The organism is Bradyrhizobium jicamae, assembly GCF_018130215.1.
In the GTDB taxonomy this organism is placed as follows: domain Bacteria; phylum Pseudomonadota; class Alphaproteobacteria; order Rhizobiales; family Xanthobacteraceae; genus Bradyrhizobium; species Bradyrhizobium jicamae_A.
Genome location: NZ_JAFCKQ010000064.1, coordinates 1 through 24,391, shown reverse-complemented (window position 1 = coordinate 24,391; position 24,391 = coordinate 1). Strand labels below are relative to the sequence as shown.

Sequence of the window (24,391 nt, the reverse complement as noted above, 5' to 3'; positions counted from 1 at the left end):
GGACCTGACCATGTCTGCACTATACTAGCAGCACTCTGCGTCGGCATCAGAAAACAGCGCCGCCTACGTGAGCAGCGAAGACCCAACACCGATGCCAGTCGCCCTGAGCCAGTCCTCCCGGTGGTTTGCCCGTCCGTTGGCGCTGGTGGTCGCCGTTCTTCTAATTGTAGTTTTTGCGATCGGGATTTTCGGCTTCCGGTATTGGCAGGAGCGACAAGCGACAACGTTCGCGAGCGAGCGCAACGACGAGGTGCTCGAGACGCTGGATCGGCTCAAATCGGTCATCGCCGACGTGGAGGCCCAGAGACGCGGCTATCTGCTGACACTCGACCCCACATATCTCAAGGCTTACGGCGTATCCGACGAAAGCGTGCGACGGGACACACAGGCGCTCCAGGCTCTGGTCGCGAACGATCCATTGCAGAGCCATCGTGCCGAACATCTGGCGCTGACCGTTGCGGAAAAGCTGCGCGAGATCGACGACATCGTCAAAACGGCTCGAACCAGCTCCGGCTCGGCCGCGCTGGCGATGATGCGCAGCCTGGACGAGATAAGGTCGCAGCTCGACCAGATGGTGGACCATGAGCGCTTCCTGCGCGTGGATGTCGACAGGCGCGCCGCGATGCTCGAGCGGCGCAAGGCCTGGTTCATCGCTGCGGCCGTCGTTATCGTTTCGGCGCTGGCGGCGGTGGCGCTGGCACTTGCACGGCTGGAGGCGACAAGACGTCGCAAGGCGATCGCGGAAAATCTTGCGCTTCACGGCGATCTCGAGGCACGCGACAAGAAGATCCGGCGGCTGGTCGACGCCAACATCGTCGGGATCATCATCTGGGATCTCGACGGCCGTATTCTCGAGGCCAACGACGAGTTTCTACACATGTTGGGCTATGGCCGGGAGGATCTTGCCTCGGGGCGCCTGAACCGCACCGACCTGACGCCTGCGGAATGGCGCGACCGCGACGTGCGCACCGTGGCGGAGCTGAAGCAGATGGGGACCGTCCAGCCCTTCGAGAAGGAGTATTTCCGGAAGGACGGCAGCCGTGTCCCGGTGCTGATGGGCGGGACGGTATTCGAGCAAAGCCGAAATCAGGGTGTCAGCTTTGTCCTCGATCTGACCGAGCGCAAGCGGGCAGACGAGGCGTTGCGGCGGAGCGAGGAGCGCTTTCGCACGCTCGTGCATTTCTCCTTCGATGTGTACTGGGAGACCGATGCGCAGCATCGCTTTACCCACCAGGAGTTCGCGGAGAGCCTTGCCGACGGGCCGGCGCCGGGTTCCGAGATCGGCAAGACCCGTTGGGAGGTGCCCTACCTGGAGCCCGACGAAGAGGCCTGGCGAAAGCACCGGGAGACGCTCGATGCCCACCTGCCGTTCCGTGATTTCGAGCTGGCGCGGCCCGGCCCCGACGGCAGTAGGCGTTACGTGTCGGTCTCCGGGCTGCCGGTGTTCGACGAGACGGGGCGCTTCGTCGGCTACCGCGGCGTCGGGCGTCACATCACGGAACGCAGGCGTGCCGAAGAGGCCTTGCGCGCGATGCAGGCGGAACTCGCGCACGCCAATCGCATCACCACGATGGGGCAGCTGACGGCCTCGATTGCCCATGAGGTCAACCAGCCGATCGCCGCGACGGTCACCAATGCGGAGGCCGCGCTGCGCTGGCTCTCCGCTCAACCGCCCGATCTCGGCGAGGTTCGCAACTCCCTCGGCCTTATCGTCAAGGACGGCAAGCGCGCCGGCAACGTCATCGGCGGGATCCGGGCCTTCATCAACAAGGTGCCGCCACGCAAGGATCGGTTTGATCTCAGCGAGGCCATCCTCGAAATGGTCGCGCTGACCCGAAGCGAAGTGCTCAAGCACCGTATCTTGCTGCGGACCGAGCTCGCGCCTGGATTGCCCGGGGTGAGTGGCGACCGCACGCAACTGCAGCAGGTGATCCTGAACCTGATCCTCAATGCCATTGAAGCCATGAGCGCCAGCGACAAGGGAGCGCGCGAGCTGCGGATCGATACCGAGAGGGAGGTCAAGCACGGCGTGCTGGTCACGGTTCGCGATACCGGCCCGGGCCTGGACCCGGGGGATGTGGAGCGCGTCTTCAATGCCTTCTACACGACCAAACCCGAGGGCATGGGCATGGGCCTCGCGATCTGCCGGTCGATGGTCGAAGCTCACGGCGGACGGATGTGGGCGCGCCCGAACGAAGCTGGAGGCGCCGTCTTTCAATTCACCCTGCCTCTGGTACGAGACGAGACTGCTCCCTCCGGGAGCCCCGCTGCGCAAGCTACCGGGAAGACCACGCCCTGAGGCATCAGGCGGTCGGGCAAAAGCGCGTCCACCAAATGATGGTTTCAGCGCGCGACCATTCCAAGCGTTTGATCCCGTGCTGTTTTTTTCCGACGCTTCCACGATGCGGGAAACAAAATCCGCTTCGTTGAGATCATGCCTCGCCGTCGTGATGATGGCGGCAGAAGCCAACAACGTTTGAGCGAGGCGCGACATGGCGAAGATGCGGGCGATCGATGCGGCGGTGCGGATCCTGGAGAAGGAGGGCGTCACCTGCGCGTTCGGCGTGCCAGGGGCGGCGATCAATCCGCTCTATTCGGCGCTGAAGCTGCGCGGCTCGATCAGGCACATCCTCGCCCGCCATGTCGAGGGCGCTTCCCACATGGCCGAAGGCTACACCCGCGCCAAATCGGGCAATATCGGTGTCTGCATCGGCACCTCGGGGCCGGCCGGCACCGACATGATCACCGGGCTCTATTCGGCGATCGCGGATTCGATCCCGATCCTCTGCATCACCGGCCAGGCGCCGCGCGCGCGGCTGTACAAGGAAGATTTCCAGGCGATCGATATCGAGTCGATCGCCAAGCCGGTGACCAAGTGGGCGGTCACGGTGCGCGAGCCCGGGCTGGTGCCGCGCGTGTTCAGCCAGGCGTTCCATGTGATGCGCTCGGGCCGGCCGGGACCGGTGCTAATCGATCTGCCGCTCGACGTGCAGCTTGCCGAGATCGAGTTCGACGATACCACCTACACGCCGCTGCCGGTCTACAAGCCCACGGCGACGCGCGCCCAGGTCGAGCAGGCGCTGGAGATGCTCAACGCCGCCGAGCGCCCGCTGATCGTCGCCGGAGGCGGCGTCATCAATGCGGACGCTTCCGAACTGCTGGTCGCCTTCGCCGAGACCGTGAACGTGCCCGTGGTGCCGACGCTGATGGGGTGGGGCGCAATCCCCGACGATCACGTGCTGATGGCCGGCATGGTCGGCTTGCAGACCAGCCACCGCTATGGCAACGCCACCATGCTGCAATCGGACTTTGTGCTCGGCATCGGCAACCGCTGGGCCAACCGCCATACCGGTTCGATCGAGACCTATACACGCGGCCGCAAATTCGTGCATGTCGACATCGAGCCGACGCAGATCGGCCGCGTCTTCAACCCCGATCTCGGCATCGTGTCGGACGCGAAGGCCGCGCTCGAACTGTTCGTCACGGTCGCGAAGGAATGGCGCAAGGCGGGCAGGCTCAGGGAGCGGCAGGCCTGGCCGGCCGCCTGCCAGGACCGCAAGCGCAGCATGCTGCGCCGGAGCAATTTCGACGACGTGCCGATCAAGCCGCAGCGGGTCTATCAGGAGATGAGCCGTGCCTTCGGCCGCGACACCACCTATGTCAGCGTGATCGGCCTGTCGCAGATCGCCGGCGCGCAGTTCCTGTCGGTCTATGGTCCCCGCAACTGGATCAATGCCGGGCAGGCCGGGCCGCTCGGCTGGACGCTGCCCGCGGCACTCGGCGTGCGCGCAGCTGATCCGGCGCGCGAGATCGTGGCGCTGTCCGGTGACTACGATTTCCAGTTCCTGATCGAGGAGCTCGCGGTCGGTGCGCAGTTCAAGCTGCCTTACATCCACGTCGTCGTGAACAATTCCTATCTCGGGCTGATCCGCCAGGCGCAGCGCGGCTTCGACATGGACTATCACGTCCAGCTGTCGTTCGAGAACGTCAACGCGCCCGAGCTTGGCGTCTACGGCGTCGATCATGTCGCGGTTGCCGAGGGCCTCGGCTGCAAGGCGATCCGCGTCACCGATCCGCATCATGCCGCGGCGGCCTTCCAGACCGCGCGCGAGCTGATGGCGGAATTCCAGGTGCCCGTGGTGGTCGAGTTCATCCTCGAGCGCGTCACCAACATCGCAATGGGCACCGAGATCGACAACATCGTCGAGTTCGAGGAAGTGCTCGATCTGCCGATCGACGATACGCCGACAGAAGCGCGCCGGGACGACGCGCTGCAGCCGGCCTGAGGGGAAGCCGCGATGCCGAAATTTGCCGCCAACCTCACCATGCTGTTCGGCGAAATGCCGTTCCTCGATCGCTTCGCCGCCGCCAAGGCCGCCGGCTTCGGCGGCGTCGAATATCTTTTCCCCTACGATTTCGACAAGGCCGAGCTGCGCGAGCAGCTCGACGAGCACGGGCTCAGCCAGGTGCTGCACAATCTGCCGGCCGGCAATTGGGCGGCCGGCGAGCGCGGCATTGCGATCCTGCCCGATCGCGTCGACGAATTTCGCGATGGCGTGGCGCGCGCCATCGGCTATGCCAAGGCGCTCGAATGCCGGCAGCTCAATTGCCTGGTCGGGATCGCGCCACGTGATGCCGACATCTTCGAGCTGAACGAGGTGTTGCTCGAGAATCTCCGCTTCGCCGCCGATGCCCTGGCGCGCGAGCGGATCAGGCTGCTGATCGAGCCGATCAACACCATCGACATTCCGGGCTTCTTCCTGAACCGCACCGATCAGGCGCTGCAGATCATCGCCGACGTGCGCTCGAGCAACCTGTTCGTGCAGTACGACATCTACCACATGCAGGTGATGGAGGGCGACATCGCGCGTCGCCTGCAACGGCATCTGCCGCACATCGCGCATGTGCAGCTCGCCGACAATCCGGGCCGCAACGAGCCCGGCACCGGCGAGATCAACTATCCGTTCCTGTTCCGCCACCTCGACGCGATCGGCTATCGCGGCTGGATCGGTTGCGAATACAAGCCGCGCACCTCGACCGTCGAAGGCCTCGGCTGGCACGCCGCGCAGACCTTCGAGACGTGATCAACGACAAGGACAGACACACCATGATCGATATCGGTTTCATCGGCCTCGGCACCATGGGCCGTCCCATGGCGGCGCATCTGCTGGCCGCCGGGCACCGGCTGTTCCTGCATGACGTGGCGCCGATCCCGCAGGAGCTGTCGGCCGGCGGTGCCATCACCTGCAAATCCGGCCGTGAGGCCGCGCAGGAGGCCGACGCCGTCATCGTCATGGTGCCGGATACGCCGCATGTCGAAGCCGTGCTGTTCGGCAAGGACGGCGTCGCCGAGGGATTGTCGAAGGGCAAGATCGTCGTCGACATGAGCTCGATCTCGCCGCTTGCGACCAAGGAATTTGCCAGGCGGATCGAGGCGCTCGGGGCCGATTATCTCGATGCGCCGGTGTCGGGCGGCGAGGTCGGCGCGAAAGCCGCAAGCCTCACCATCATGGTCGGTGGTCCCGAGCGCGCCTTTGCCACGATGAAGCCGGTGTTCGACAGGATGGGCAAGAACGTCACCCATGTCGGCGGCAATGGCGACGGGCAGACCACCAAGGTCGCCAACCAGATCATCGTCGCGCTGACGATCGAGGCGGTCGGCGAGGCGCTGCTGTTCGCCTCGAAAGCCGGGGCCGATCCGGCGCTGGTGCGGCAGGCGCTGATGGGCGGATTTGCGTCATCGCGGATCCTCGAAGTTCACGGCGAGCGCATGGTCAGCCGCAAGTTCGATCCCGGCTTCCGCATCGAGCTGCACCAGAAGGATCTCAACCTCGCGCTCGAAGGCGCGCGTGCGCTCGGCATTGCGCTGCCGAGCACGGCGGTGGCGCAGCAATTGTTCTCCTCCTGCGCGGCGCATGGCGGCAAGGCCTGGGATCATTCGGCGATGGTGCGCGCGCTCGAGATGATGGCGAGCCACGAGATCGCCAAGGCATGATCCGGAAAAGCGTGAAGCGGTTTTCCGACCAGATCATGCCTGAACGAAAAGCCTGATTGGTTGCATCGGGAACCGCGATTTATTGCCGTCGCGGAACCGGAACATCACCATCCTCCGGATGTTGAAGGACACTTGTCATTTTGCTGGAGGAGAATGATGAACAAGCGTCTTGCCGTTTCGATTGTTGCCGCGTCCCTGTTCGCGTCAGGCTCCGCCTTTACGCAGTCCACCACCGCGGCGGGGGCCGCCAATGGCGCGCGGACCGGTGGCGAGATCGCGGGGCCCGTGGGCGAGATCGTCGGCGGCACGGTTGGTGCTGCGGTCGGCGCCGGCCTCGAGATCCCCAATGCGGTGATCACCTCGATCCCGCGCGACGAGCCGTCGGTCGTGGTGCATGAGCGCGTCGTGGTCGGCGAGCCGTTGCCCGACACCGTCGTGCTGCATCCGGTACCGCGCTACACCGAGTATCGCTATGCGGTCGTCAATGACCGCCGCGTGATCGTCGACCCGCGCACCCGTCGCGTAGTCAGGATTATCGAGCGATAGACGCCGGGTTTTTCATACAGTCCTCGCGGGCGTCCGCCCGCGGGGATTTTCCCTGCCTAGAACGGTCGCCTCACGCCGACACCTTCCATGAAGCGCTCGCGGATCTGGACGGGATCGCGGCGCGTGGTGCCGGTGCCGGGCTTGTCGTCGATGCGCACGCCGATCAGGGTCGGGACGGACGCCGACATCGACTGATCGATCAGCCGCTCGAAATCGTCCTCGTCCGCGGCCCAGGAGCTGTTGGAGAGGCCGCTTGCGATCGCGACGGCCACGATATCGGTGCCGGATGCGGCCGGAGTCGGTTGGCTGCCGGTGATCTGGTAGATGCCGTTGTCCATCACCACCATGGTGAGGTTGCCTGGTGCCTGGCTCGCGATGGTCGAGAGGCAGCCGAGTTGCATCAGGAGCGATCCATCGCCTTCGAGCGCGAAGACGCGCCGCTGCGGCTGCGCCAGCGCGACGCCGAGCGCGATCGGGAAGGCGAGGCCCATGCTGCCCAGCATGTAGAAATTCTGCGGGCGATGGCCGGCGGCCCAGAGGTCGAAATTGGTGTTGCCGATGCCGCCGATCACGGCCTCGTCCTTCAGCTTTGCGACCAGGCGCCGTGTGAGGTCGAACCGGTTCATCACCTTGGTGTTGCGCGCGCGTGTCGTGGTCATGGCTGATCTCACTTGTCGAACACTTTGCCACCGGTCAGAAGCGGCGACAGGATCAGCGCCACCGGCGCCTGCGTGGTGATCGCCTGCTTGATCGAGCGGTCGGTGATGAATTCGAGCTCGTCGAGCCGGGTGATGGTGTGGTGCTCCATCGCGAGCGAATCCAGCACCGGCCGCATGGTGCGGCACACCAGCGCCTGGCCGTAGTTGAACTCGCCGAGCGTGCCGCGCTCGGAGACGAACATGATCAGCGGGATCTGGTAGGGCACCGCGAGCGAGGCCAGCACGTTGGCGAGGGTGGCGAAGCCCGAGGTCTGCATCAGCACCGCGCCGCGCATCCCGGCCATCCAGGCGCCGGAGACGATGCCGACGGCCTCTTCCTCGCGCGCGGTCGGAAATGTCGTGAAATAGGGATCGGCGTGGAGGTTCTTGATCAGCGTGGTCAGCACCCGGTCGGGCACGTAGGGCACCAGCCGGATCTCGTTCCGCTTCAGCGTCTGCTGCACGATGCCGTACCAGGTCGCCTGGGTGTTCTCGGCCGAGCCTTGTTCCGCTGATGCGGCCATCCTGGTCTCCCTGATCGCGCGCCGCTGAAGGCCGCTTTGAGGGGGAAAACTTGACGCGACCCTTGGGATTGTCAACATGCCCCGGCCGCAACGCGATCTGCGGATTCCGGCGATCCGGCCGACCAATCCGCGTGCGATACAGACGGCAACGACGAAGGCGGGAGGCGTTCATGGCCGGGCAGGTCTGGCGGATGGCGGCCAGCATGAAGGCGGAGTGAGCCGATGGCTGCATCAGAGATCCCCGCCTGCCTGCCGCCGCGACCGGTGACGCCGCCGAAGGAGAAGCTGCCGCCAAAAGCCTGCGACACGCATGCGCATCTGTTCGGCCCGGCCGACCGCTTCCCCTATGCCGCGGACCGAAGCTACACGCCGCCGGACGCGCCGCTGCATAAGTATCTCGGCATGCTTGATGTGCTCGGCTTTGTCCGCGGCGTGCTGGTGCAGGGCAGCGCGCATGGCCACGACAATTCGGCGATGCTGGATGCGCTCCAGCGCGAGCCGGCGCGGCTGCGCGGCGTCGCCGTGGCCGATGCCGACGTTGCGGCGGGCACGTTGCGGCAATGGCATGTGCTCGGCGTGCGCGGCTTGCGCTTCAACCATTTCTTCCGCAGCGGCCAGTTGCATTATCGCGGCGGCATTCCCCTTGGTGTCGCCGAAACGCACGCGGCCGTGATGGCCGAACTCGGCTGGCATCTTCAGCTCTGGATCGACGTGAAGGATCTGCCCGCGACGCTTCCGGCGTTGAAGAGGCTCGGCCTGCCGGTCGTGGTCGATCACATGGGCCGGACCGATGCCCGCGCCGGCGTCGATACCGAGGGTTTCCAGAGCCTGCTGCGCGCGATCGGCGAGGGCTGGTGCTGGGCCAAACTTTCCGGCGCGCATCGGCTGAGCCAGCAGTCGCCTGATTATCCCGACGCGCGGCCGTTCCATGAGGCGCTGGTCGCGGCCAATTCCGAGCGGCTGGTGTGGGGCGGCGACTGGCCGCATCCGCGGGTCGAGGGCGAGATGCCGGACGCGGGCCATCTGCTCGACCTGTTCCTCGAATGGACGCCGGACGCGGCGGCTCGGCAACGCATCCTCGTCGACAATCCCGCAAAACTCTATGGCTTCCCAAACTGAGAGCTGCCCGACAACATGACCGTCAACAACAAGCGCGTGTTCTACGTCAAATACCTCGCCCACGAGGTCTACATCGATATCCTGAAGCAACGGCCGGACGTCCGGCTCGACCGGATCGAGAACGAGAGCCCGGAATCGGTCTACGCGCCTGTTGTGGCCGAGGCGCATGCCTACCAGATCGGCGCGGCCCGCGACGAGCTGGCGCCGCACTTCCACGCTCATGCCGATCTGTTGAAGCGTGCGCCTAACCTGCTGATCGTGTCCTCGAACGGCGCGGGCTTCGATCCCGTCGACGTCGATGCCTGCTCCGCAGCCGGCGTGCTCGTGGTCAACCAGTCCGGCGGCAATGCCAATTCGGTGGCCGAGCATGCGCTTGGCATGATGCTGACGCTGTCGAAGCGCATCATCCAGTCCGACCGGCGGCTGCGGCGCGAGGCCAATGTCAACCGCAACGATCTGATCGGCAACGAGCTGAAGGAGAAGACCGTCGGCATCATCGGTCTCGGCAATGTCGGCCGTCGTATCGCCGAGCTTTGCAGGGGCCTGCTGCACATGAAGGTCATCGCCTACGATCCGTATCTCACGGCAGAAGAGATGGGCAAGCGGGGCGGTGAGAAGGTCGAACTCGACGATCTGCTGCGCCGTTCGGATTTCGTCTCGATCTCATGCCCGCTGGACGGCAAGAGCCGGGGCATGATCTCGACCCGCGAATTCGCGCTGATGCAGCCGCATGCCTATTTCATCACCACCGCGCGCGGCTTCATCCACGACGAGAAGGCGCTCGAGGAGGCGTTGCGAGAGAAACGCATCGCGGGCGCCGGCCTCGACGTCTGGGCCAAGGAGCCGCCGCCACCGGATCATCCGCTCCTGCAATTCGACAATGTGCTTGCGAGCCCGCATACGGCCGGCGTCACGCGCGAGGCGCGCATCAACATGGGCCGGATCGCCGCCGAGCAGATCCTCGATGCGCTCGACGGCAAGCGCCCGCCGCGGATCATCAATCCGGAGGTATGGCCTGTCTATGCGAAGCGGTTCGAGAAGGTGTTCGGGTTTGTGCCGGGGTAGGTGACAGCGGCACCGCCTTGTTGTCAGCGTCGGACCAATCCCGTGAGCACGTCAGTCAGGCTCCCTCCCCATTGCGGGACCAGCAAGGGGAGAGGGAACCGATCCACCGTGCGTCCCTCACTGGGATTGGCTGGGATCGGAGAGGTGGGCGCCTCGCATCAAAAATCGCAGGAGAAAATCTCCTTCGCCGTAGCCGCGAATACGGCAATAAACCCACTGCCAAACAACCGTCCCACGACACGCTCGTTGTTATTTTCCCTGAGATATCGACGACTTAGCCTGCAACAGCCATTTTCATTGTGTGCCCGCCGTTCCGGGCACGGAAGGAAGATGCATCATGCGACAGGTCCAGTCATATCTCCGCGCAGCGCCCGCCAAGATCGGCCGCCGTCTTGCGCAGATCGTCGCGATCGCTGCCGCCAGCCTGCCTCAGGCCGGCGCGTAAGGACAGCTGTCCTGCTGGAGCCCTTCGGGTCTCGAGTTTGACGGATATCCACCAGGCTCGGAAAGCCCTGTGCATTTCGTGGATCACGCGCTGATTTATTCAATCCGATCGACGACAGGTGCTAATCTGGATCCTTCCAATGCTATGGCGTAGCAGGGAGGTTCCCATGTCGCGCTTTGTCGTTCAGTTCATGAAGGACGTGCTCGGCGACAATGGTCGCGAGCGCGAGGTCTGCCAGGGGACGCTCGAGATCGACGCGTCGAGCGAAGGCCAGGCCACCGAAATGGCAAAACTCAAATTCTGCGAGCAGCAGTCGCTGTGCGACTGGTCGCTGCATGCCGACCGCATCAGGATCGATGCGGCCGACCTTCACGCGTGATCTGATCACTCCGGCAGGATGCGCACCGCGCCCTTGGCCGCGCTGCTGGCGAAGGCAGCATAGGCCTTCAGCGCGGTCGAGACCGCGCGCTTGCGCGGTGCGGCCGGCTTCCATGCCGAGTTGCCCTTGGCGACCATCGCCGCGCGGCGGCGCTTGAGTTCGGCGTCATCGACCGCGAGATTGACCTTGCGGTTGGGAATATCGAACTCGATGATATCGCCTTCCTCGACGAGGCCGATCAGGCCGCCTTCGGCGGCTTCCGGCGAGACGTGGCCGATCGACAGGCCCGACGAGCCGCCGGAGAAGCGGCCGTCCGTGATCAGCGCGCAAGCCTTGCCGAGGCCCTTCGACTTCAGATAGCTGGTCGGATAGAGCATCTCCTGCATGCCAGGGCCGCCGCGCGGACCCTCGTAGCGGATCAGCACGACATCGCCGGCCTTGACCTTGTTGCCGAGGATGGCCTCGACCGAGGCGTCCTGGCTCTCGAAGATGCGGGCAGGGCCGGAGAATTTCAGGATGCTCTCGTCGACGCCGGCGGTCTTCACGATGCAGCCATCTTCCGCAAGGTTGCCGAACAGCACGGCGAGGCCGCCGTCCCTGGAATAGGCATGCTCGGCGTTGCGGATGCAGCCCTTGGCTCGGTCGAGATCGACCTCGTCGAAGCGGCGGTCCTGGCTGAAGGCTTCCTGGGTCGGCACGCCGCCGGGCGCGGCACGATAGAAGTTGCGCACCTTGTCGCTGGTGGTGCGCACGACGTCCCAGCGATTCAGCGCATCGTCGAGCGTTGCGCTGTGCACGGTCGGGCCGTCGGTGGTGAGCAGCTTCGCGCGGTCGAGCTCGCCGAGGATCGCCATGATGCCGCCGGCATGGTGCACGTCCTCCATGTGCACGTCCTGCACCGAGGGAGCCACCTTGCACAGCACCGGCACCTTGCGCGACAGCCGATCGATGTCGGTCATCGTGAACGGCACCTCGCCTTCGCGCGCCGCCGCGAGCAGATGCAGCACGGTGTTGGTCGAACCGCCCATCGCGATGTCGAGCGTCATCGCATTCTCGAACGATTTGAAGCTCGCGATCGAGCGCGGCAGCACCCTTGCGTCGTCCTGCTCGTAATGGCGGCGGGCGAGATCGACGATCAGATGGCCGGCCTCGACGAACAGGCTCTTGCGGTCTGCATGGGTTGCCAGCACCGAGCCGTTGCCGGGCAGCGCGAGGCCGAGCGCCTCGGTCAGGCAGTTCATCGAGTTCGCGGTGAACATGCCCGAGCAGGAGCCGCAGGTCGGGCAGGCCGAGCGCTCGATCACCGCGACCTCTTCGTCCGACACGCTGGAGTCGGCCGCCGCCACCATGGCGTCGATCAGGTCGACCGCGCGCTTCTTGCCCTTGAGCAGGATCTTGCCGGACTCCATCGGTCCGCCCGAGACGAATACGGTGGGGATGTTGAGGCGGAGGGTCGCCATCAGCATGCCGGGCGTGATCTTGTCGCAGTTGGAGATGCAGACCATCGCATCGGCGCAATGCGCATTGACCATGTATTCGACACTGTCGGCGATCAGTTCGCGCGAGGGCAGGCTGTAGAGCATGCCGTCATGGCCCATCGCGATGCCGTCATCGACAGCAATGGTGTTGAACTCTTTTGCCACCCCGCCGGCCTTCTCGATCTCGCGCGCCACGAGCTGGCCGAGATTCTGCAAATGGACGTGGCCAGGGACAAATTGCGTGAAGGAATTGACGACCGCGATGATCGGCTTGCCGAAATCCTCGTTCTTCATGCCGGTGGCGCGCCAGAGGCCGCGCGCACCCGCCATGTTGCGGCCGTGGGTGGTTGTGCGGGAGCGATAGGCTGGCATCGTAAATCCTTGGGCTATGGGCGCTTTTCTTGGGGAGACGGCGTCCTTATGCCCGCCCGGGCAGGCGGATTCAAGCGCGGAACAGCATGGCTGGACCGCGCTATCCGGACAAGGCCGGCGGTCGGCTTGATCTCGGCCGTCCCGGTGCATTACGTGGTGACGCACCGGGACGCCGGATAACAAGAAGCACGGGAGAGATGCGTGGCCAGATTGCCCCTGATTGATCCGGAGATGACGGGCGGAGACATCCGCGCCTCGTTCGACCGCATGCCGGTCAAGCTCAATATCTTCCGCATGATGGCCCATGCCGAGGCCAACATGATTCCGGCGATGCGGCTCGCAAATTCGATCCTGCACAAGCAGAAGCTCTCCGCCGTCAACCGCGAGCTGTTGATCCTGCAGGCGGCGCAGCTCGAGGGCGGCGCCTATGAGTGGCGCCAGCACGTGCCGATCGCGCTCGGTGTCGGCGTCACCCAGGCGCAGATCGACGCGGTGGAGCGAGGCAATTACGACGACGCAGCGCTCGCTGAGGCCGAGCGCGCGCTGCTTACCTTCGGTCGCGAGGTCGTCGAGAACGTCCGTGTCGGCGACGCGGTCTTCGCCGGCATGCGCAAGCATTTCAGCGATCAGGAGATCGTCGAGGCGATCGTGGCAATCGGCTTCTACATGATGATGGCGCGGGTGACCGAGGCGACCGAGACCGATCTCGATCCGGCCGCCGGCATGGCCGTCTTCGACGGCGGCAAGAAGCGAGGTTGAGAATGTCAGGGATGTTGCCCGGCGTCGGCAGCGGGGAGGGCACATGAGCGCATTGTTCGGCAAGGTCTGCCAGAACGGCTATGTGGTTCGCGACATCGACGCGGCGCTGAGGTTCTGGACCGAAACGCTGCGGGTCGGGCCGTTCTTCCTGATCCCCTCGGTCAAGGTCGACTGGTTCCGCTATCGCGGCGTCGACTCCGCTGTCGAGATGTCGATCGCGCTGGCCAATTCCGGCGATCTGCAGATCGAGTTGATCCAGCAGCGCAACGATGCGCCGTCGATGTACCTGGACTTTCTGGCGCGCCACGGCGAAGGCCTGCAGCACATGTCGTACTGGAGCACGGACTACCAGTCGCTCTACGACCGCGCGATTGCGGCAGGCTTCACGGTCGGTCATGAGGGGCAGATCGGCGGCCCCAGGGGCCGCTTCGCCTATTTCGACACCGCGGGCCACGCCGGCACCGTGATCGAGATATCCGACATCTCCGGATCGAAGGGACGTTTCTTCGAGAAGATCAGGACGGTGGCGGCGAGCTGGGACGGCTCGGATCCGATCCGCGTGGTTGGCTGAGGCCGGCGAGCCTGGGGGCGCCTCATTCCGCGGCGAGGCTCGCCGGGACAGGCAGTCGGCGCCTGGTCGCGCGGCCACGCTTGCGCGCCAGATGGCTCGGTCCGAGCGTCGCGGCGGCGGCCTGAAGCTGTTCGCGCAGCCATTGGTTGGGTGTGTCGTCCTCGGCGGTGGCGTGCCAGTACATGTAGTTGATGTGCGGGCTGATCGGGAAAGGACAGGGGAACTGTCGCAGCAATCCCGGCTGGTCCAGCAAGGATGCGGCGCTGTCGGAAGCCGTCAGCAGCATGTTGCTCCGGCTCACGACGTGGCAGGCCGTGGTGAAATTCTGGCACTGCAGGCGGACGTTGCGCTGGATGCCGAGGCGCTGGAACTGGAAGTCCTCGAACGACAATCCGCTGCGCCGCGACGTCACGCAGACATGTTCCAGCCGCAGATAGGTCTTCTTGTCGAGCCGCGCGCCGAGCTCGGGATGGTCGCGGCGGGCGAACACCGAGATCCGCTCGGTCAGGACCTGGATGCGCCGCACCTCCGCCGGAAGCGGCAGCAGCGTGTCGATCGCGACATCGAGCGTGCCGGCGGCGAGCTCCCGCTCCAGGTTGTTGCGTTCGCAGCGCACCGTTGCGATCTCGACCAGCGGCGCGACCGCGCTGATCCGGTTCACCAGCGCGCTCAGGATCGGCGCCTCGAGATTGTTGCGCAGTCCGATCACGAAGCGCTTCGGCGTCCTCGCCGGATCGAACCGGTTGGTATGGGTCAGCGTCGTTTCCAGGCCGTTGAGCGCCTGGCGCACGGTGGTGATGATCTGGCGTGCCAGCGGCGTCGGGGTCATGACGTGGTGGCGGCGCACGAACAGGGGATCGTTGAACATGGCGCGCAGCCGGCCCAGCGCATGGCTGACGGCGGGCTGCGTCAGATTGAGGCGGAAACAGGCGCGGCTGACGCCGCCTTCGGAATAGATCGCGTCGAACACCACGAACAGGTTCAGATCGATATCGCGAACATGCATGGATTTGATCTGTCCGTATCCGTCGAATGCATTTGACGAATACTATTTCGCGCTCTTAAAGTCTCAAGCAAAATAATACCTGGAGGAAACGATGAGCGTGCAATCGCCATCGCGCGGCATGCCTGTCCCGGCGGCATCGGCTCGCAATTCTTTCTTCGCCAAGCCCAGCCAGGAGCAGATCGTGCTCCTGATCACGATCGCGCTTCTGATCGTGTTCGGCCTGACGCTGAACGGCTTCGCCACCGTCTCCAACCTCCTGAACCTGTTGCGCAGCATTTCCATCCTGGGCGTGCTCGGCCTCGGCATGGGGCTGATCGTGATCAGCCGCGGCATCGACCTGTCGGAGGTCGCGATCATGGCGGGTTCCTGGGCGATCGCGCTGATCGAGATCCAGAACGGCATGCCGGTGTCCACGGCGGTGCTGCTGGCACTGGCGATCGCGGTCTTGATCGGCGTCATCAACGGCATCATGGTCGCCTTCGTCGAGGCGCCGGCGCTGTTCGTGACGCTCGCCGCCGGCTTCGTCATCTATGGCCTTGCATTCTGGATCGCGCCGGCCTGGGTGGTCTATGCGCCAAAGAACGCGCCCGGATTGATGTATCTCGGCGCCGGACGGCTGTTCGGCGTCCCGGTTCCGATCCTGGTGTTCGCGGTCTGCGCCATCGCCATGCATCTGTTCCTGTCGCGCACCTCGGTCGGCCGTTTCATCTATGCGCAGGGCGACAATCCCGAAGCCGCGCGGCTGTCAGGCGTCGCGCTGCGGCCGCTGATCGTGCTGGAGCACGTGCTGGTTGCGCTGCTCGCCTGGATTGCGGGCCTGGTCTGGGTCGGCACCACGGGCAGCATGCAGATGGCGATCACGCAGGGCACCATGATCTTCGACGTCGTGCTGGTCGTCGTGATCGGCGGCATCAGCCTGATCGGCGGCCGCGGCAGCGTATTCAGCGTCGTGGTCGGCTGCGTCCTGATCGGCACCCTGCTGAACGCCTTCACCATCATGGACGTCAACACCGAGGTGCAGAACATCGTCAAGGGCGTGGTGCTGCTGGCGGCGATCGTGCTCGACAACTGGCTGCATCCCCGTGACGAGGAGACCGCGCGGCAGGGCGACTGAGCGGCGCGCCGATACGATCAAATCAAGTCAATCAGAACAAGAATATCTGTGTGGAGGAGACGATGAAGACGACCAGACTGTGGACGATCCTGCTTGCCGGGGCGACGCTGGCGGCGATGCCCTTCGTGGCATCGGCGCAGGAGGAAGGCACCAAGACCGCGCGCGAGCTGCGCACATCCTACGACAAGGCGCTGCAGGGCAAGACGATCGCCTATCTGCCGATCGCGCTCGGCGTGCCGCTGTCGGACGAATGGGGCCGCGTGGTCCAGGAGGAGGCCGAGTGGCGCGGCATGAAGTACATCGTGCGCGACCCCAACAACAATCCCTCGGCGATGCAGCAGGCGCTCACCGCGCTGGTCGACCAGAAGCCCGACGTCCTGATCGTGCAGAACCCGAGCGTCACGCTCCTGATGAAGGATCTGAAGCGCGCCGAGAGCCAGGGCACGCATGTGATCCAGATCAACATGTCCTCGAACTACAAGTCGAGTGCCTTCGTCGGCGCCGACTGGCACGAGATCGGCAAGATCCTCGCGACCGAGGTCGTGAAGGCCTGCGGCACCGGCTCCGGCAAGTCGGGCAAGGTCCAGATCGTGCAGGGCGAATTGACCGCAGCCGCCAGCGTCGATCAGGTCGGCGGCATCATGGAGGTCCTGAACAAGGACACCAACATCAAGGTGGTCTCCAACCAGGCCGCCAACTGGGACGCCAACACCGCGCTCAACATCACCGCGACCGTGATCCAGCAGCATCCCGATCTGTGCGCCTCGATCGGCTTCTGGGGCATCATGGAGTCGGGCGCAGCCCAGGCGATCCGCAACGCCGGCAAGATCGACGACGTCAAGGTATATGCATCCGGCGAGGGCTCGCAGCTCGATTGCGACCAGGTCAATTCCGGCAATTTCGCCAAGTTCCTGAGCTACAAGGCGACCGAGCAGGGCCACGACCTGATGTTCGCGGCGGAGACGCTGCTGATGGACAATGACAAGCCGGGTACCCGCAACCTCGAATATTACACGCGGCCGATCTGGCTCGACAAGAGCAACGCGTCGGGCGCCAACTGCTTCGCGCTACCCAAGAAAAACTAACAAGAGCGCGACGGCCGGCGCGGGAGTGCGGCTTCCGCGCCGGCCCTATCAACAGCATGATCCGGGAGGTCATGCTCAATCAATGAGAGTGCCTGGCGATGTCGATGGCAGTCGATTCCTTTGCCGCTTCGGTGCGGCGGTTCTCACCGCGGCTCCTGCTGTCGGAGCTTCTGCTCAAGCAATGGTTCGAGCCGGTCGTCCCCTTCACGGTGATGATCGGCCTGTGGACTTATTTCGCGCTCACCATCCCCGACTATGCCTCGGTGCAGAACTCCGTATCGCTGCTGCGGCTGTTCGCCGAGTTCGGCTTCGTCGCGCTGGCGATGGGCTTCTGCCTCGTCACCGGCGGCATTGACCTTTCCGTCGGCGCGATCTTCGCGCTGTGCAATTTCGCCGCGCTGTATTTCCTGCTGGTCCGCGAATGGCCGGTCGGACTTGTTGTCACGGCCACGCTCGCGGTCGGCGCGGTGCTCGGCAGCATCAACGGCTTCCTGATCGGTTTCCTGAAGACGCGGCCGTTCCTCACCACGCTGGTGACGCTGATCATCCTGCGCGCCTCGGTCAATCTGCTCAACACCAGCTATGCCCAGGTGTTCGCCACCAATTCGGTCGACAGCGACGCCTGGGACTTCATCGGCGGCGGCAGCGTGCTCGGCATCCCGATCAATGCGGCGACCCTGTTCGTCGTGCTGCTGGTCTGCCACGTCTTCCTGTCGCGCTCGCGCTATGGCTGGCATCTCACCGCGATCGGCGCCAGCCGCAAGGCGGCGCGTCATGCCGGCATCCAGGTGCGCCTGATGCTGTTCATGACCTATGTGCTGTCGGGCACGCTGTGCGCGGCGAGCGGCATTTTCTACGCCGCACGTCAGGCCTCGACGGATTCCACCACCGGCGTCGGCTGGGAATTCCAGGCGCTCACCGCGGTGGTGCTCGGCGGCGTCTCGCTCGCCGGCGGCAAGGGCACGGTGTGGCGGGCGATGATCGGCGCGCTGATCATCTTCCTCCTGATCAACGGCCTCGTGCGCATGGGTATCCCCGGCTACGTCACCTCGGCCGTGACCGGCATCATCCTGCTCGCGGCGGTCGGCATCGACGTCAAATGGTCGAAGAACCGCGGCAAGGCGATCCAGAAGATCTACGTCAACCCGGCCTATGTGGCGCTGGCGCCGTCACCCTCGGTGCAGCGCGGCTCCGCGTCGGCCTACGCCCAGAACGACCGGTTGATCAGCGCGCAGGCGATCGGCCTCGACCAGGTCGAGGGACCGGAAGACGTCATCGTCGACCGCCAGGGCCGCGTCTACGGCTCGACCCGCGACGGCAATGTGATCCGCTTCTCGGGGCCCAATTTCGAGACCCGCGAGGTGTTCGCCCATATCGGTGGCCGGCCGCTCGGCATGCAGTTCGATCGTGACGAGAATCTGATCGTCGCGGTGGCCGGCATGGGCGTCTACGGCATCGCGCCCGACGGCAACGTGTTCAAGGTCACCGACGAGACCAATCGCACCTGGTACAAGCTGAACGACGATTCCCGCCTTCGCATGGCCGACGACCTCGACATCGCGCCCGACGGCAAGATCTATTTCAGCGACTGCACCACCCGCTACGAGATGACGACCAACACGCTCGACATCCTCGAGGCGCGGCCGAACGGCCGGCTGGTCTGCTACGACCCGAAGACGAAGACAACGCGAACCGTCATCAATCACTTCTATTTCCCGAACGGCGTCTGCGTCTCGCATGACGGCCAATCGGTGCTGATCGCGTCGACCTCGCTGTGCAAGATCTTCCGCTACTGGATCGAGGGACCGAAGAAGGGGCGCACCGAGGTCCTGATCGACGAATTGCCTGGCAATCCCGACAACATCAACCGCGCTTCCGACGGCACCTACTGGCTGGCGCTGGTCGGCATCCGCACGCCGACATTCGACCTGTCGGTGCGCAAGCCCGGCTTTCGCCTGCGCATGGTCAAGCAGGTGCCGGCCGACGAGTGGCTGGCGCCGGGGCTCAATCACGGCTGCGTGCTGAAGTTCAACGAGCAGGGCGAGGCGCTGGAGTCGTGGTGGGATCCGACCGGAACATCGCATTCGGTGCTGACCTCGATGCGCGAGCACAAGGGCTATCTCTATCTCGGCGGCCTCGAGAACAACCGGATCGGTCGCATCAAGCTCGACGGCGTCGACGAGGACTGGAGCGGATATGACGCCTATTGGGGCGCGAAGAGCGGGGTGAAGAGGTAGCGCCGTGGGAATGTTCGATCATCTGCTGCGTGATATCAGGAGCGTCGTCGATCGCGACGGCGGCCAGAACGCGATCCCGCCGCTCGACGGCGCGCTGAGCCCGAACGACCGGCTCGACACCGCAACGCCGATCGGTGAGGCTCTTCCCGGCGTCGACGACGTCGTCGCCGATGGCAATGGCGTTGTCTACGTCTCGGCTGGCCGGAGCATCTGGAAGCTCGGCGGCGACGGTTTCGCGACCCGGACGAAGATCATCGAATTCGAGGATGACGCCGGCGGGCTCGCGCTGCATCCGGATGGACGGCTGCTGGTCTGTGTCGCGGGCAGGGGCCTTGCGGCGATCGATCCGGCAAAGCCCGTGCCGCGCTGGTGCGAGGCTGCCGACGGCAGCGCGCTCGCGGGCCTGCTGTCGGTGACCGCGGCGCCGGATGGCCGCATCTACGCAGTCGAAGGCAGCGTCGGCCGCCGCCCGTCCGAGTGGCGGCATGATCTGATGGAGAAGCGGTCGAACGGCCGCCTGATCGCGTTCGGCGCGGATCTCGACAATCCGAGGGTGCTGCTGCGCGGGCTGCCATATCCATATGGCGCAGCCGTCTCCGCCGACGGCAACAGCCTGTGGTTGACCGAGAGCTGGGCGCATCGGTTGAGCAGCTTCGCGCTTGGCGGCAGCGGGCTCGGCGCCCGCGAGATCGTCGCCGGCAACATGCCCGGTTACCCGGCACGGCTGCATCCGGACGGCCATGGCGGCCTGCTGCTCGGCCTGTTCGCGCGCCGCACCCACCTGATCGAGTTCGTGCTCAAGGAAGACGATTTCCGCGAGGAGATGATGGCGACGATGCCGCCGGACTACTGGGTGGCGCCGGCCCTTGTCGGTGGCAGCGATTGTCTGGAGCCGATGCAGATCGGCGGCGTCAAGGCGCTCGGCATCCAGAAGCCGTGGGCGCCGCCGCGCTCCTACGGCCTTCTGGTGCATCTCGATGCAGAGGGCGAGGCGACCGACAGCCTGCATAGCCGCGCCGGCGGACGTTTCCACGGCATCACTGCGGCGTGCGCGACCGGGCGCGGCATCGTGATCGCCGCGCGCGGCGCCGGGCGACTGCTGCTCTTTACCGGAGACATCAGATGAATGATGGCGTGATGCAGGCGGCGTCCAGCGCCGCGGCCGCAACCCGCGAGCCGGTGCTGCGGATCGCGAACGGCTCGAAGATCTATGGTGGCGTCCACGCCATCGAGGGCGTCAATTTCGACCTCTATCCCGGCGAGGTCCATGCGCTGGTCGGCGAGAACGGCGCCGGCAAGTCGACGCTGTGCAAGGCGATCGCCGGCGCGATCAATCTCACCTCCGGGGATTATCTGCTCGACGGCAAGGCGGCCAATTTCGAGCAGCCGCGCGAGGCGCTGCGCGCCGGCATCTGCATGGTCTATCAGGAGACCAGCCTGGTGCCGACCATGACCGCGGCGCAGAACATCGAGCTCGGCAATGAGAAGCTGCTGACGCGCTTCCGCACCCTCAACATCCAGGCCCAGCAGCTGCTGCAGTCGCTCAACTTCCATGTCGATCCGGCCACGCCCGTCGGCCTGCTCGGCACCGCCAAGAAGCAGATGGTGGAAATCGCGCGCGCGATCTACAACAAGGCGCGCATCATCATCTTCGACGAGCCGACCGCGTCGCTGACGCCGGAAGAGATCGTCCACTTCTTTCATCTGGTGCGCGATCTGCGTGCCCGCGGCGTCTCGATCATCTATATCTCGCACGCACTCGAGGAGTCGTTGCAGATCGCCGATCGCATCACGGTGCTGCGCGACGGCAAGCTCGTGATCACGGCGCCAGCCAAGCAGCTCACCCGCGACGCCCTGGTGCAGCACATGGTCGGCCGCGAGGTCGCGCAGGCAGTCTATGGCCGCAAGGAAAAGACCCATCAGCGCCGCGAGAAGGTGCTGACGGTCGAAAACGTCACCATGGGCATGGCGGTCAAGAACATGTCGTTCTCGGTCTATGCCGGCGAGGTGGTCGGCATCGCCGGCCTGATCGGCTCCGGCCGCACCGAGATCGCCAAGGTGATCTACGGCGCGCTGAAGCGCAACCTCGTCAATGGCGGCACCATCCGGCTGCGCGGCAAGCCGATCCGCTACCGGGTGCCGCGGCAGGCGATCAACGACGGCATCGCCTACATCACCGAGGACCGCAAGGCCAACGGCTTCTTCGAGACCATGGTGGTCGACGACAACGTCTATATCGGCAATCTGGCGACGCGCGCGGGCTGGAGCTTCCTGCTGTCGCGCGCCCGCCGCAGCAAGCTTGCGACTTACTGGGTCGATCGCCTCAAGATCAGCGCCTTGCAGCGCAAAGCGCGCATCATCGAGCTGTCCGGCGGCAACCAGCAGAAGGTTGTGCTGGCCAAGACGCTGGTGCAGGACCCCTCGATCATCATCTTCGACGAGCCGACGCGCGGCGTCGATGTCGGCACCATCCCGCACATCCATGCCGAGATCCGCCGGCTCGCCGACGAGGGCAAGGCGGTGGTCGTGATCTCGTCCTATCTGCCGGAGATCCTCGCGGTCTCCGACCGTATCCTGGTCGCCCGCACCGGCCGCATCGTCGCCGAGTTCGACGCCGCGGATGCCACCCAGGACAAGATCCTGTACGCGGCGGTGCACTGAGCGGAGTTCGAACCGTAGGGTGGGTAAGCGAAGCACAACCCACCAACTCTAGCGTCGGTTCAGCAGCGGGTTGCGCCCCACACGGTGGTCTCACCCTGCCAAGGCCGCTCGCAGCGCGGCGTTGAACTCCGTCGGACGGGTGAGGAACGGCGCGTGACCGGCGTCCTTGATCCAGGCCACGGGCTGCGTGCAGCCGGGGATATGCGCGGCGAGATAGCTGCTCGCACCCGGCAGGCAAATCCTGTCGTCGGCGCCGGCGATCACACTGGTGGGTGTCTTGATGTCAGGCAGCAACTCGATCAGGCTGCGCGGCCCTGAATTCCCAAAGGCTGCCAGCGCGATCGCGGGCTGAGTGGCGGTGGCGATTTCGGTGACGAGCCGCGTCGCCTCGGCGTCTTCGGGCGCGATCATGCCGGAGAAGGCGGCGCACCCCTGCGCGAAATCGCTGCCTAGCAGCTGGCCGAGCTGCATCGCCGCCTCGGCCGGCAGGGCGTGCGGGAAGGCCTCGCTCGCCAGCAATTGCGGCGTGGTGTCGACCAGCACGACGCGGACGAGGGTGCGCGGATACGTCGCGGCGAACACCTGGGCGATGGCGCCGCCCATCGACCAGCCGACCAGCGTGACATCGGTCAAGCTGAGCTTTGCGATGATGTGGGCGAGATCGGCGGCGTGATCCTCGAAGCTGATGTCCGGTGTCATTGCGCTCGATTGGCCGAAGCCGCGCAGGTCCACGCACACCACGCGGTAGTCGCCGGAGAACTCGGCGACTTGATGCCGCCAGACCGCGTGGCTCATCATGATGCCGTGGACGAACAGCAGCGCCGGGCGGTCGCCGCCGCTGTCGGTCAGGAAGATCGTGTTGCCGGCGATGTCGAGCATGGTGACCTCTCTCCAAAGGATGGATGAGAGAGCGTTAGCATCACGGGCCAGCTCCGGTATTGCAGCTTCGGCGCAGGCCGATTGAACATTCGGATCAGGTCAGCTGACTGCGCCGGAAGGCCGCCGGCGATGCACCGGTCAGGGCGCGAAAGTGCCGGTGGAAGTGGCTCTGGTCGGCGAATCCCAGCTCCAGCGCGAGGTCGACGAGGCTCACCGGCTTCGGCATCCGCAGCCTTTGCCTCGCGATCGCGATGCGATAGTCGATCAGGTAGGCGTGCGGCGCCTTGCCGAAGGCGGCGCGGAAGCGCCGGATGAACTGGGCGCGGCTCAGGCCGGTCAGGCCGGCTAGTTCGTCGAGGCCGATCGCCCGGTAATATTCCTGGTGGATCAATTCGATCGCGCGGTCGAGCGCGGGGCCGCCTTGGTTTGTCGCCGGCGGTGGGGCGCCGAACTCGCGCATGATCCGGTGCGACAGCGCGGCTCCCAGCGCCTCGACATAGAGCGGGCCGTTGAGCCCGCCATTGGCGAGCTCGAGGGCGAACAGCCGCACCAGGGCCTGCAGCTCGGGCGAGGTGAACTGAAAGTCGTCGCGCAGATCGCGCGGCGAATTGCAGCCGTCCTGCGCGACATTGCGCGTGAACAGTTCCTCGTCGATCATCACATGGATCGCGCAGGGGCGTCCTTCGCCGAACAGCCAGCGATTGTCGGCGCGTGCCGGAATGAAGCTCAGCTCGCCGCTACGCAGCCGTGTCCGCGTGGTACGGTCGGCGCATTCGTGATGGAATTCGCCGTCGAGCGCCCTGGTGTGATAGACCAGCAGATGCGCATTCATGCCGGCGCAGCGGATGTCGCTCGGCGGCAGGTCCGGGTAGTCCTCGACACGCATCCCGCGCCAGCCGAAGCCGCCCGAATGCGCCGCACACGTCACCGGCACCATCGCCATGCGCTGCTCCGGATTCAGGAGGCGGCTTCCGCCCGAGCTCAGTCCCGTCATGGTCCGTTGCCTCTGCCCAAGGTAGTCCCGGCGACGGCACTCTTGCTCGCGATGGCGACTGAGGCAAGGGCCGCTGCCCCTTGATCCGGCGCCAATCACTGATTTGCCCGACGGCGCAAGCCCCCGCAGCAAAAATAATTCGGTTTATCGTAACGGGAAATCAATGTATAGAGTTACTCGTCTCACCCGCTCGAGGGGCGCTCGCGATCGTCACGAACGTTGCGGTGGGATGCGGTGGACGCTGCGTGCGTGACTGACGAGAGCGCATGAGGCGGACGGCGAAATCGTGCAGGCCTGACGCCCTGGTGGCAGGTGTCCTCTCGTGAAGCGTGCGCAAGCATCTTTGCGAAAGCGGTGACAATAAAGCCCAGTCTCGCCGGGGCGAGCACGTATAAGCCGTAACCCATCGCGCAGGGAAAGCCGGGTTGTTCCCGGTTACACCTGTGGTCCTACCCCCGTGCTTT

Annotated in this window: 21 protein-coding genes; 15 read left to right on the top strand and 6 right to left on the bottom strand. The window is 65.2% G+C overall.

Annotated elements, in window-relative coordinates; all coding sequences use genetic code 11:
- Positions 1 to 91: 91 nt before the first annotated feature.
- The 5 genes from JQ586_RS36810 to JQ586_RS36790 all read left to right on the top strand — a co-directional run bounded on the left by JQ586_RS36810 (position 92) and on the right by JQ586_RS36790 (position 6,541).
- Positions 92 to 2,299 carry an ATP-binding protein gene (locus JQ586_RS36810; protein WP_212399544.1) on the top strand — a complete coding sequence of 736 codons (2,208 nt, stop codon included), beginning with the start codon at positions 92 to 94 and terminating at the stop codon, positions 2,297 to 2,299.
- Between the two features lie 193 nt (positions 2,300 to 2,492).
- Complete coding sequence (gcl, locus tag JQ586_RS36805) at positions 2,493 to 4,286, top strand: glyoxylate carboligase (RefSeq protein WP_212399543.1); 1,794 nt, start codon at positions 2,493 to 2,495, stop codon at positions 4,284 to 4,286.
- Between the two features lie 12 nt (positions 4,287 to 4,298).
- Complete coding sequence (gene hyi, locus JQ586_RS36800) at positions 4,299 to 5,084, top strand: hydroxypyruvate isomerase (RefSeq protein ID WP_212399542.1); 786 nt, start codon at positions 4,299 to 4,301, stop codon at positions 5,082 to 5,084.
- A gap of 23 nt (positions 5,085 to 5,107) precedes the next feature.
- Positions 5,108 to 5,995, top strand: coding sequence for a 2-hydroxy-3-oxopropionate reductase (locus JQ586_RS36795; protein ID WP_212399541.1), 888 nt, complete (start codon positions 5,108 to 5,110; stop codon positions 5,993 to 5,995).
- A 156-nt stretch (positions 5,996 to 6,151) separates the two neighbouring features.
- Positions 6,152 to 6,541 (top strand): DUF1236 domain-containing protein, encoded by a 390-nt coding sequence (locus JQ586_RS36790; RefSeq protein WP_212399540.1) that lies wholly within the window; start codon positions 6,152 to 6,154, stop codon positions 6,539 to 6,541.
- A 56-nt stretch (positions 6,542 to 6,597) separates the two neighbouring features.
- On the opposite strand, the gene JQ586_RS36785 is transcribed toward JQ586_RS36790, so the two are convergent.
- Both JQ586_RS36785 and JQ586_RS36780 read right to left on the bottom strand, forming a co-directional pair.
- Positions 6,598 to 7,200: a thiamine pyrophosphate-dependent enzyme gene (locus JQ586_RS36785; RefSeq protein WP_212399539.1), complete on the bottom strand. Its 603-nt coding sequence runs from the start codon at positions 7,198 to 7,200 to the stop codon at positions 6,598 to 6,600.
- Positions 7,201 to 7,208: 8 nt separating this feature from the next.
- The gene (locus tag JQ586_RS36780; protein WP_212399538.1) at positions 7,209 to 7,763 is read right to left on the bottom strand and encodes a thiamine pyrophosphate-binding protein; all 555 of its coding nucleotides are present in this window, start codon (positions 7,761 to 7,763) and stop codon (positions 7,209 to 7,211) included.
- A gap of 222 nt (positions 7,764 to 7,985) precedes the next feature.
- Between JQ586_RS36780 and JQ586_RS36775 the strand changes: the two genes are divergently transcribed.
- From JQ586_RS36775 to JQ586_RS36765, 3 genes are all read left to right on the top strand, one after another.
- Complete coding sequence (locus tag JQ586_RS36775; protein WP_212399537.1) at positions 7,986 to 8,882, top strand: amidohydrolase; 897 nt, start codon at positions 7,986 to 7,988, stop codon at positions 8,880 to 8,882.
- Between the two features lie 15 nt (positions 8,883 to 8,897).
- On the top strand, positions 8,898 to 9,947 hold the full coding sequence (locus JQ586_RS36770; RefSeq protein WP_212399536.1) for a hydroxyacid dehydrogenase: 1,050 nt from the start codon (positions 8,898 to 8,900) through the stop codon (positions 9,945 to 9,947).
- A 611-nt stretch (positions 9,948 to 10,558) separates the two neighbouring features.
- Complete coding sequence (locus JQ586_RS36765; protein ID WP_212399535.1) at positions 10,559 to 10,771, top strand: hypothetical protein; 213 nt, start codon at positions 10,559 to 10,561, stop codon at positions 10,769 to 10,771.
- 5 nt (positions 10,772 to 10,776) lie between these two features.
- Here the strand turns inward: JQ586_RS36765 and ilvD are convergent, their stop codons facing one another.
- Complete coding sequence (gene ilvD, locus JQ586_RS36760; protein WP_212399534.1) at positions 10,777 to 12,621, bottom strand: dihydroxy-acid dehydratase; 1,845 nt, start codon at positions 12,619 to 12,621, stop codon at positions 10,777 to 10,779.
- A gap of 201 nt (positions 12,622 to 12,822) precedes the next feature.
- Here ilvD and JQ586_RS36755 point away from each other — a divergent pair, with 201 nt between their 5' ends.
- Entirely contained in the window at positions 12,823 to 13,380 is a 558-nt protein-coding gene (locus tag JQ586_RS36755) for a carboxymuconolactone decarboxylase family protein (protein WP_212399533.1), read from the top strand.
- A 43-nt stretch (positions 13,381 to 13,423) separates the two neighbouring features.
- Positions 13,424 to 13,951, top strand: coding sequence for a VOC family protein (locus JQ586_RS36750; RefSeq protein WP_212399532.1), 528 nt, complete (start codon positions 13,424 to 13,426; stop codon positions 13,949 to 13,951).
- A 22-nt stretch (positions 13,952 to 13,973) separates the two neighbouring features.
- Here the strand turns inward: JQ586_RS36750 and JQ586_RS36745 are convergent, their stop codons facing one another.
- On the bottom strand, positions 13,974 to 14,957 hold the full coding sequence (locus JQ586_RS36745; RefSeq protein ID WP_212399531.1) for a LysR family transcriptional regulator: 984 nt from the start codon (positions 14,955 to 14,957) through the stop codon (positions 13,974 to 13,976).
- Between the two features lie 91 nt (positions 14,958 to 15,048).
- Here JQ586_RS36745 and JQ586_RS36740 point away from each other — a divergent pair, with 91 nt between their 5' ends.
- The 5 genes from JQ586_RS36740 to JQ586_RS36720 all read left to right on the top strand — a co-directional run bounded on the left by JQ586_RS36740 (position 15,049) and on the right by JQ586_RS36720 (position 22,054).
- Complete coding sequence (locus tag JQ586_RS36740) at positions 15,049 to 16,071, top strand: ABC transporter permease (RefSeq protein WP_249148611.1); 1,023 nt, start codon at positions 15,049 to 15,051, stop codon at positions 16,069 to 16,071.
- Positions 16,072 to 16,133: 62 nt separating this feature from the next.
- Positions 16,134 to 17,156, top strand: a complete 1,023-nt coding sequence (locus JQ586_RS36735; protein ID WP_212399530.1) for a sugar ABC transporter substrate-binding protein — start codon at positions 16,134 to 16,136, stop codon at positions 17,154 to 17,156.
- A 98-nt stretch (positions 17,157 to 17,254) separates the two neighbouring features.
- Positions 17,255 to 19,393 carry an ABC transporter permease subunit gene (locus JQ586_RS36730; RefSeq protein ID WP_212399529.1) on the top strand — a complete coding sequence of 713 codons (2,139 nt, stop codon included), beginning with the start codon at positions 17,255 to 17,257 and terminating at the stop codon, positions 19,391 to 19,393.
- 4 nt (positions 19,394 to 19,397) lie between these two features.
- Positions 19,398 to 20,519 carry an SMP-30/gluconolactonase/LRE family protein gene (locus tag JQ586_RS36725; RefSeq protein WP_212399528.1) on the top strand — a complete coding sequence of 374 codons (1,122 nt, stop codon included), beginning with the start codon at positions 19,398 to 19,400 and terminating at the stop codon, positions 20,517 to 20,519.
- Entirely contained in the window at positions 20,516 to 22,054 is a 1,539-nt protein-coding gene (locus JQ586_RS36720) for a sugar ABC transporter ATP-binding protein (RefSeq protein ID WP_249148610.1), read from the top strand. The genes JQ586_RS36725 and JQ586_RS36720 overlap by 4 nt, the downstream gene beginning before the upstream one ends.
- Positions 22,055 to 22,144: 90 nt before the next feature.
- On the opposite strand, the gene JQ586_RS36715 is transcribed toward JQ586_RS36720, so the two are convergent.
- Both JQ586_RS36715 and JQ586_RS36710 read right to left on the bottom strand, forming a co-directional pair.
- On the bottom strand, positions 22,145 to 22,933 hold the full coding sequence (locus tag JQ586_RS36715) for an alpha/beta fold hydrolase (RefSeq protein ID WP_212399527.1): 789 nt from the start codon (positions 22,931 to 22,933) through the stop codon (positions 22,145 to 22,147).
- A 94-nt stretch (positions 22,934 to 23,027) separates the two neighbouring features.
- Positions 23,028 to 23,927 carry an AraC family transcriptional regulator gene (locus tag JQ586_RS36710; RefSeq protein ID WP_212399526.1) on the bottom strand — a complete coding sequence of 300 codons (900 nt, stop codon included), beginning with the start codon at positions 23,925 to 23,927 and terminating at the stop codon, positions 23,028 to 23,030.
- Positions 23,928 to 24,391 lie beyond the last annotated feature (464 nt).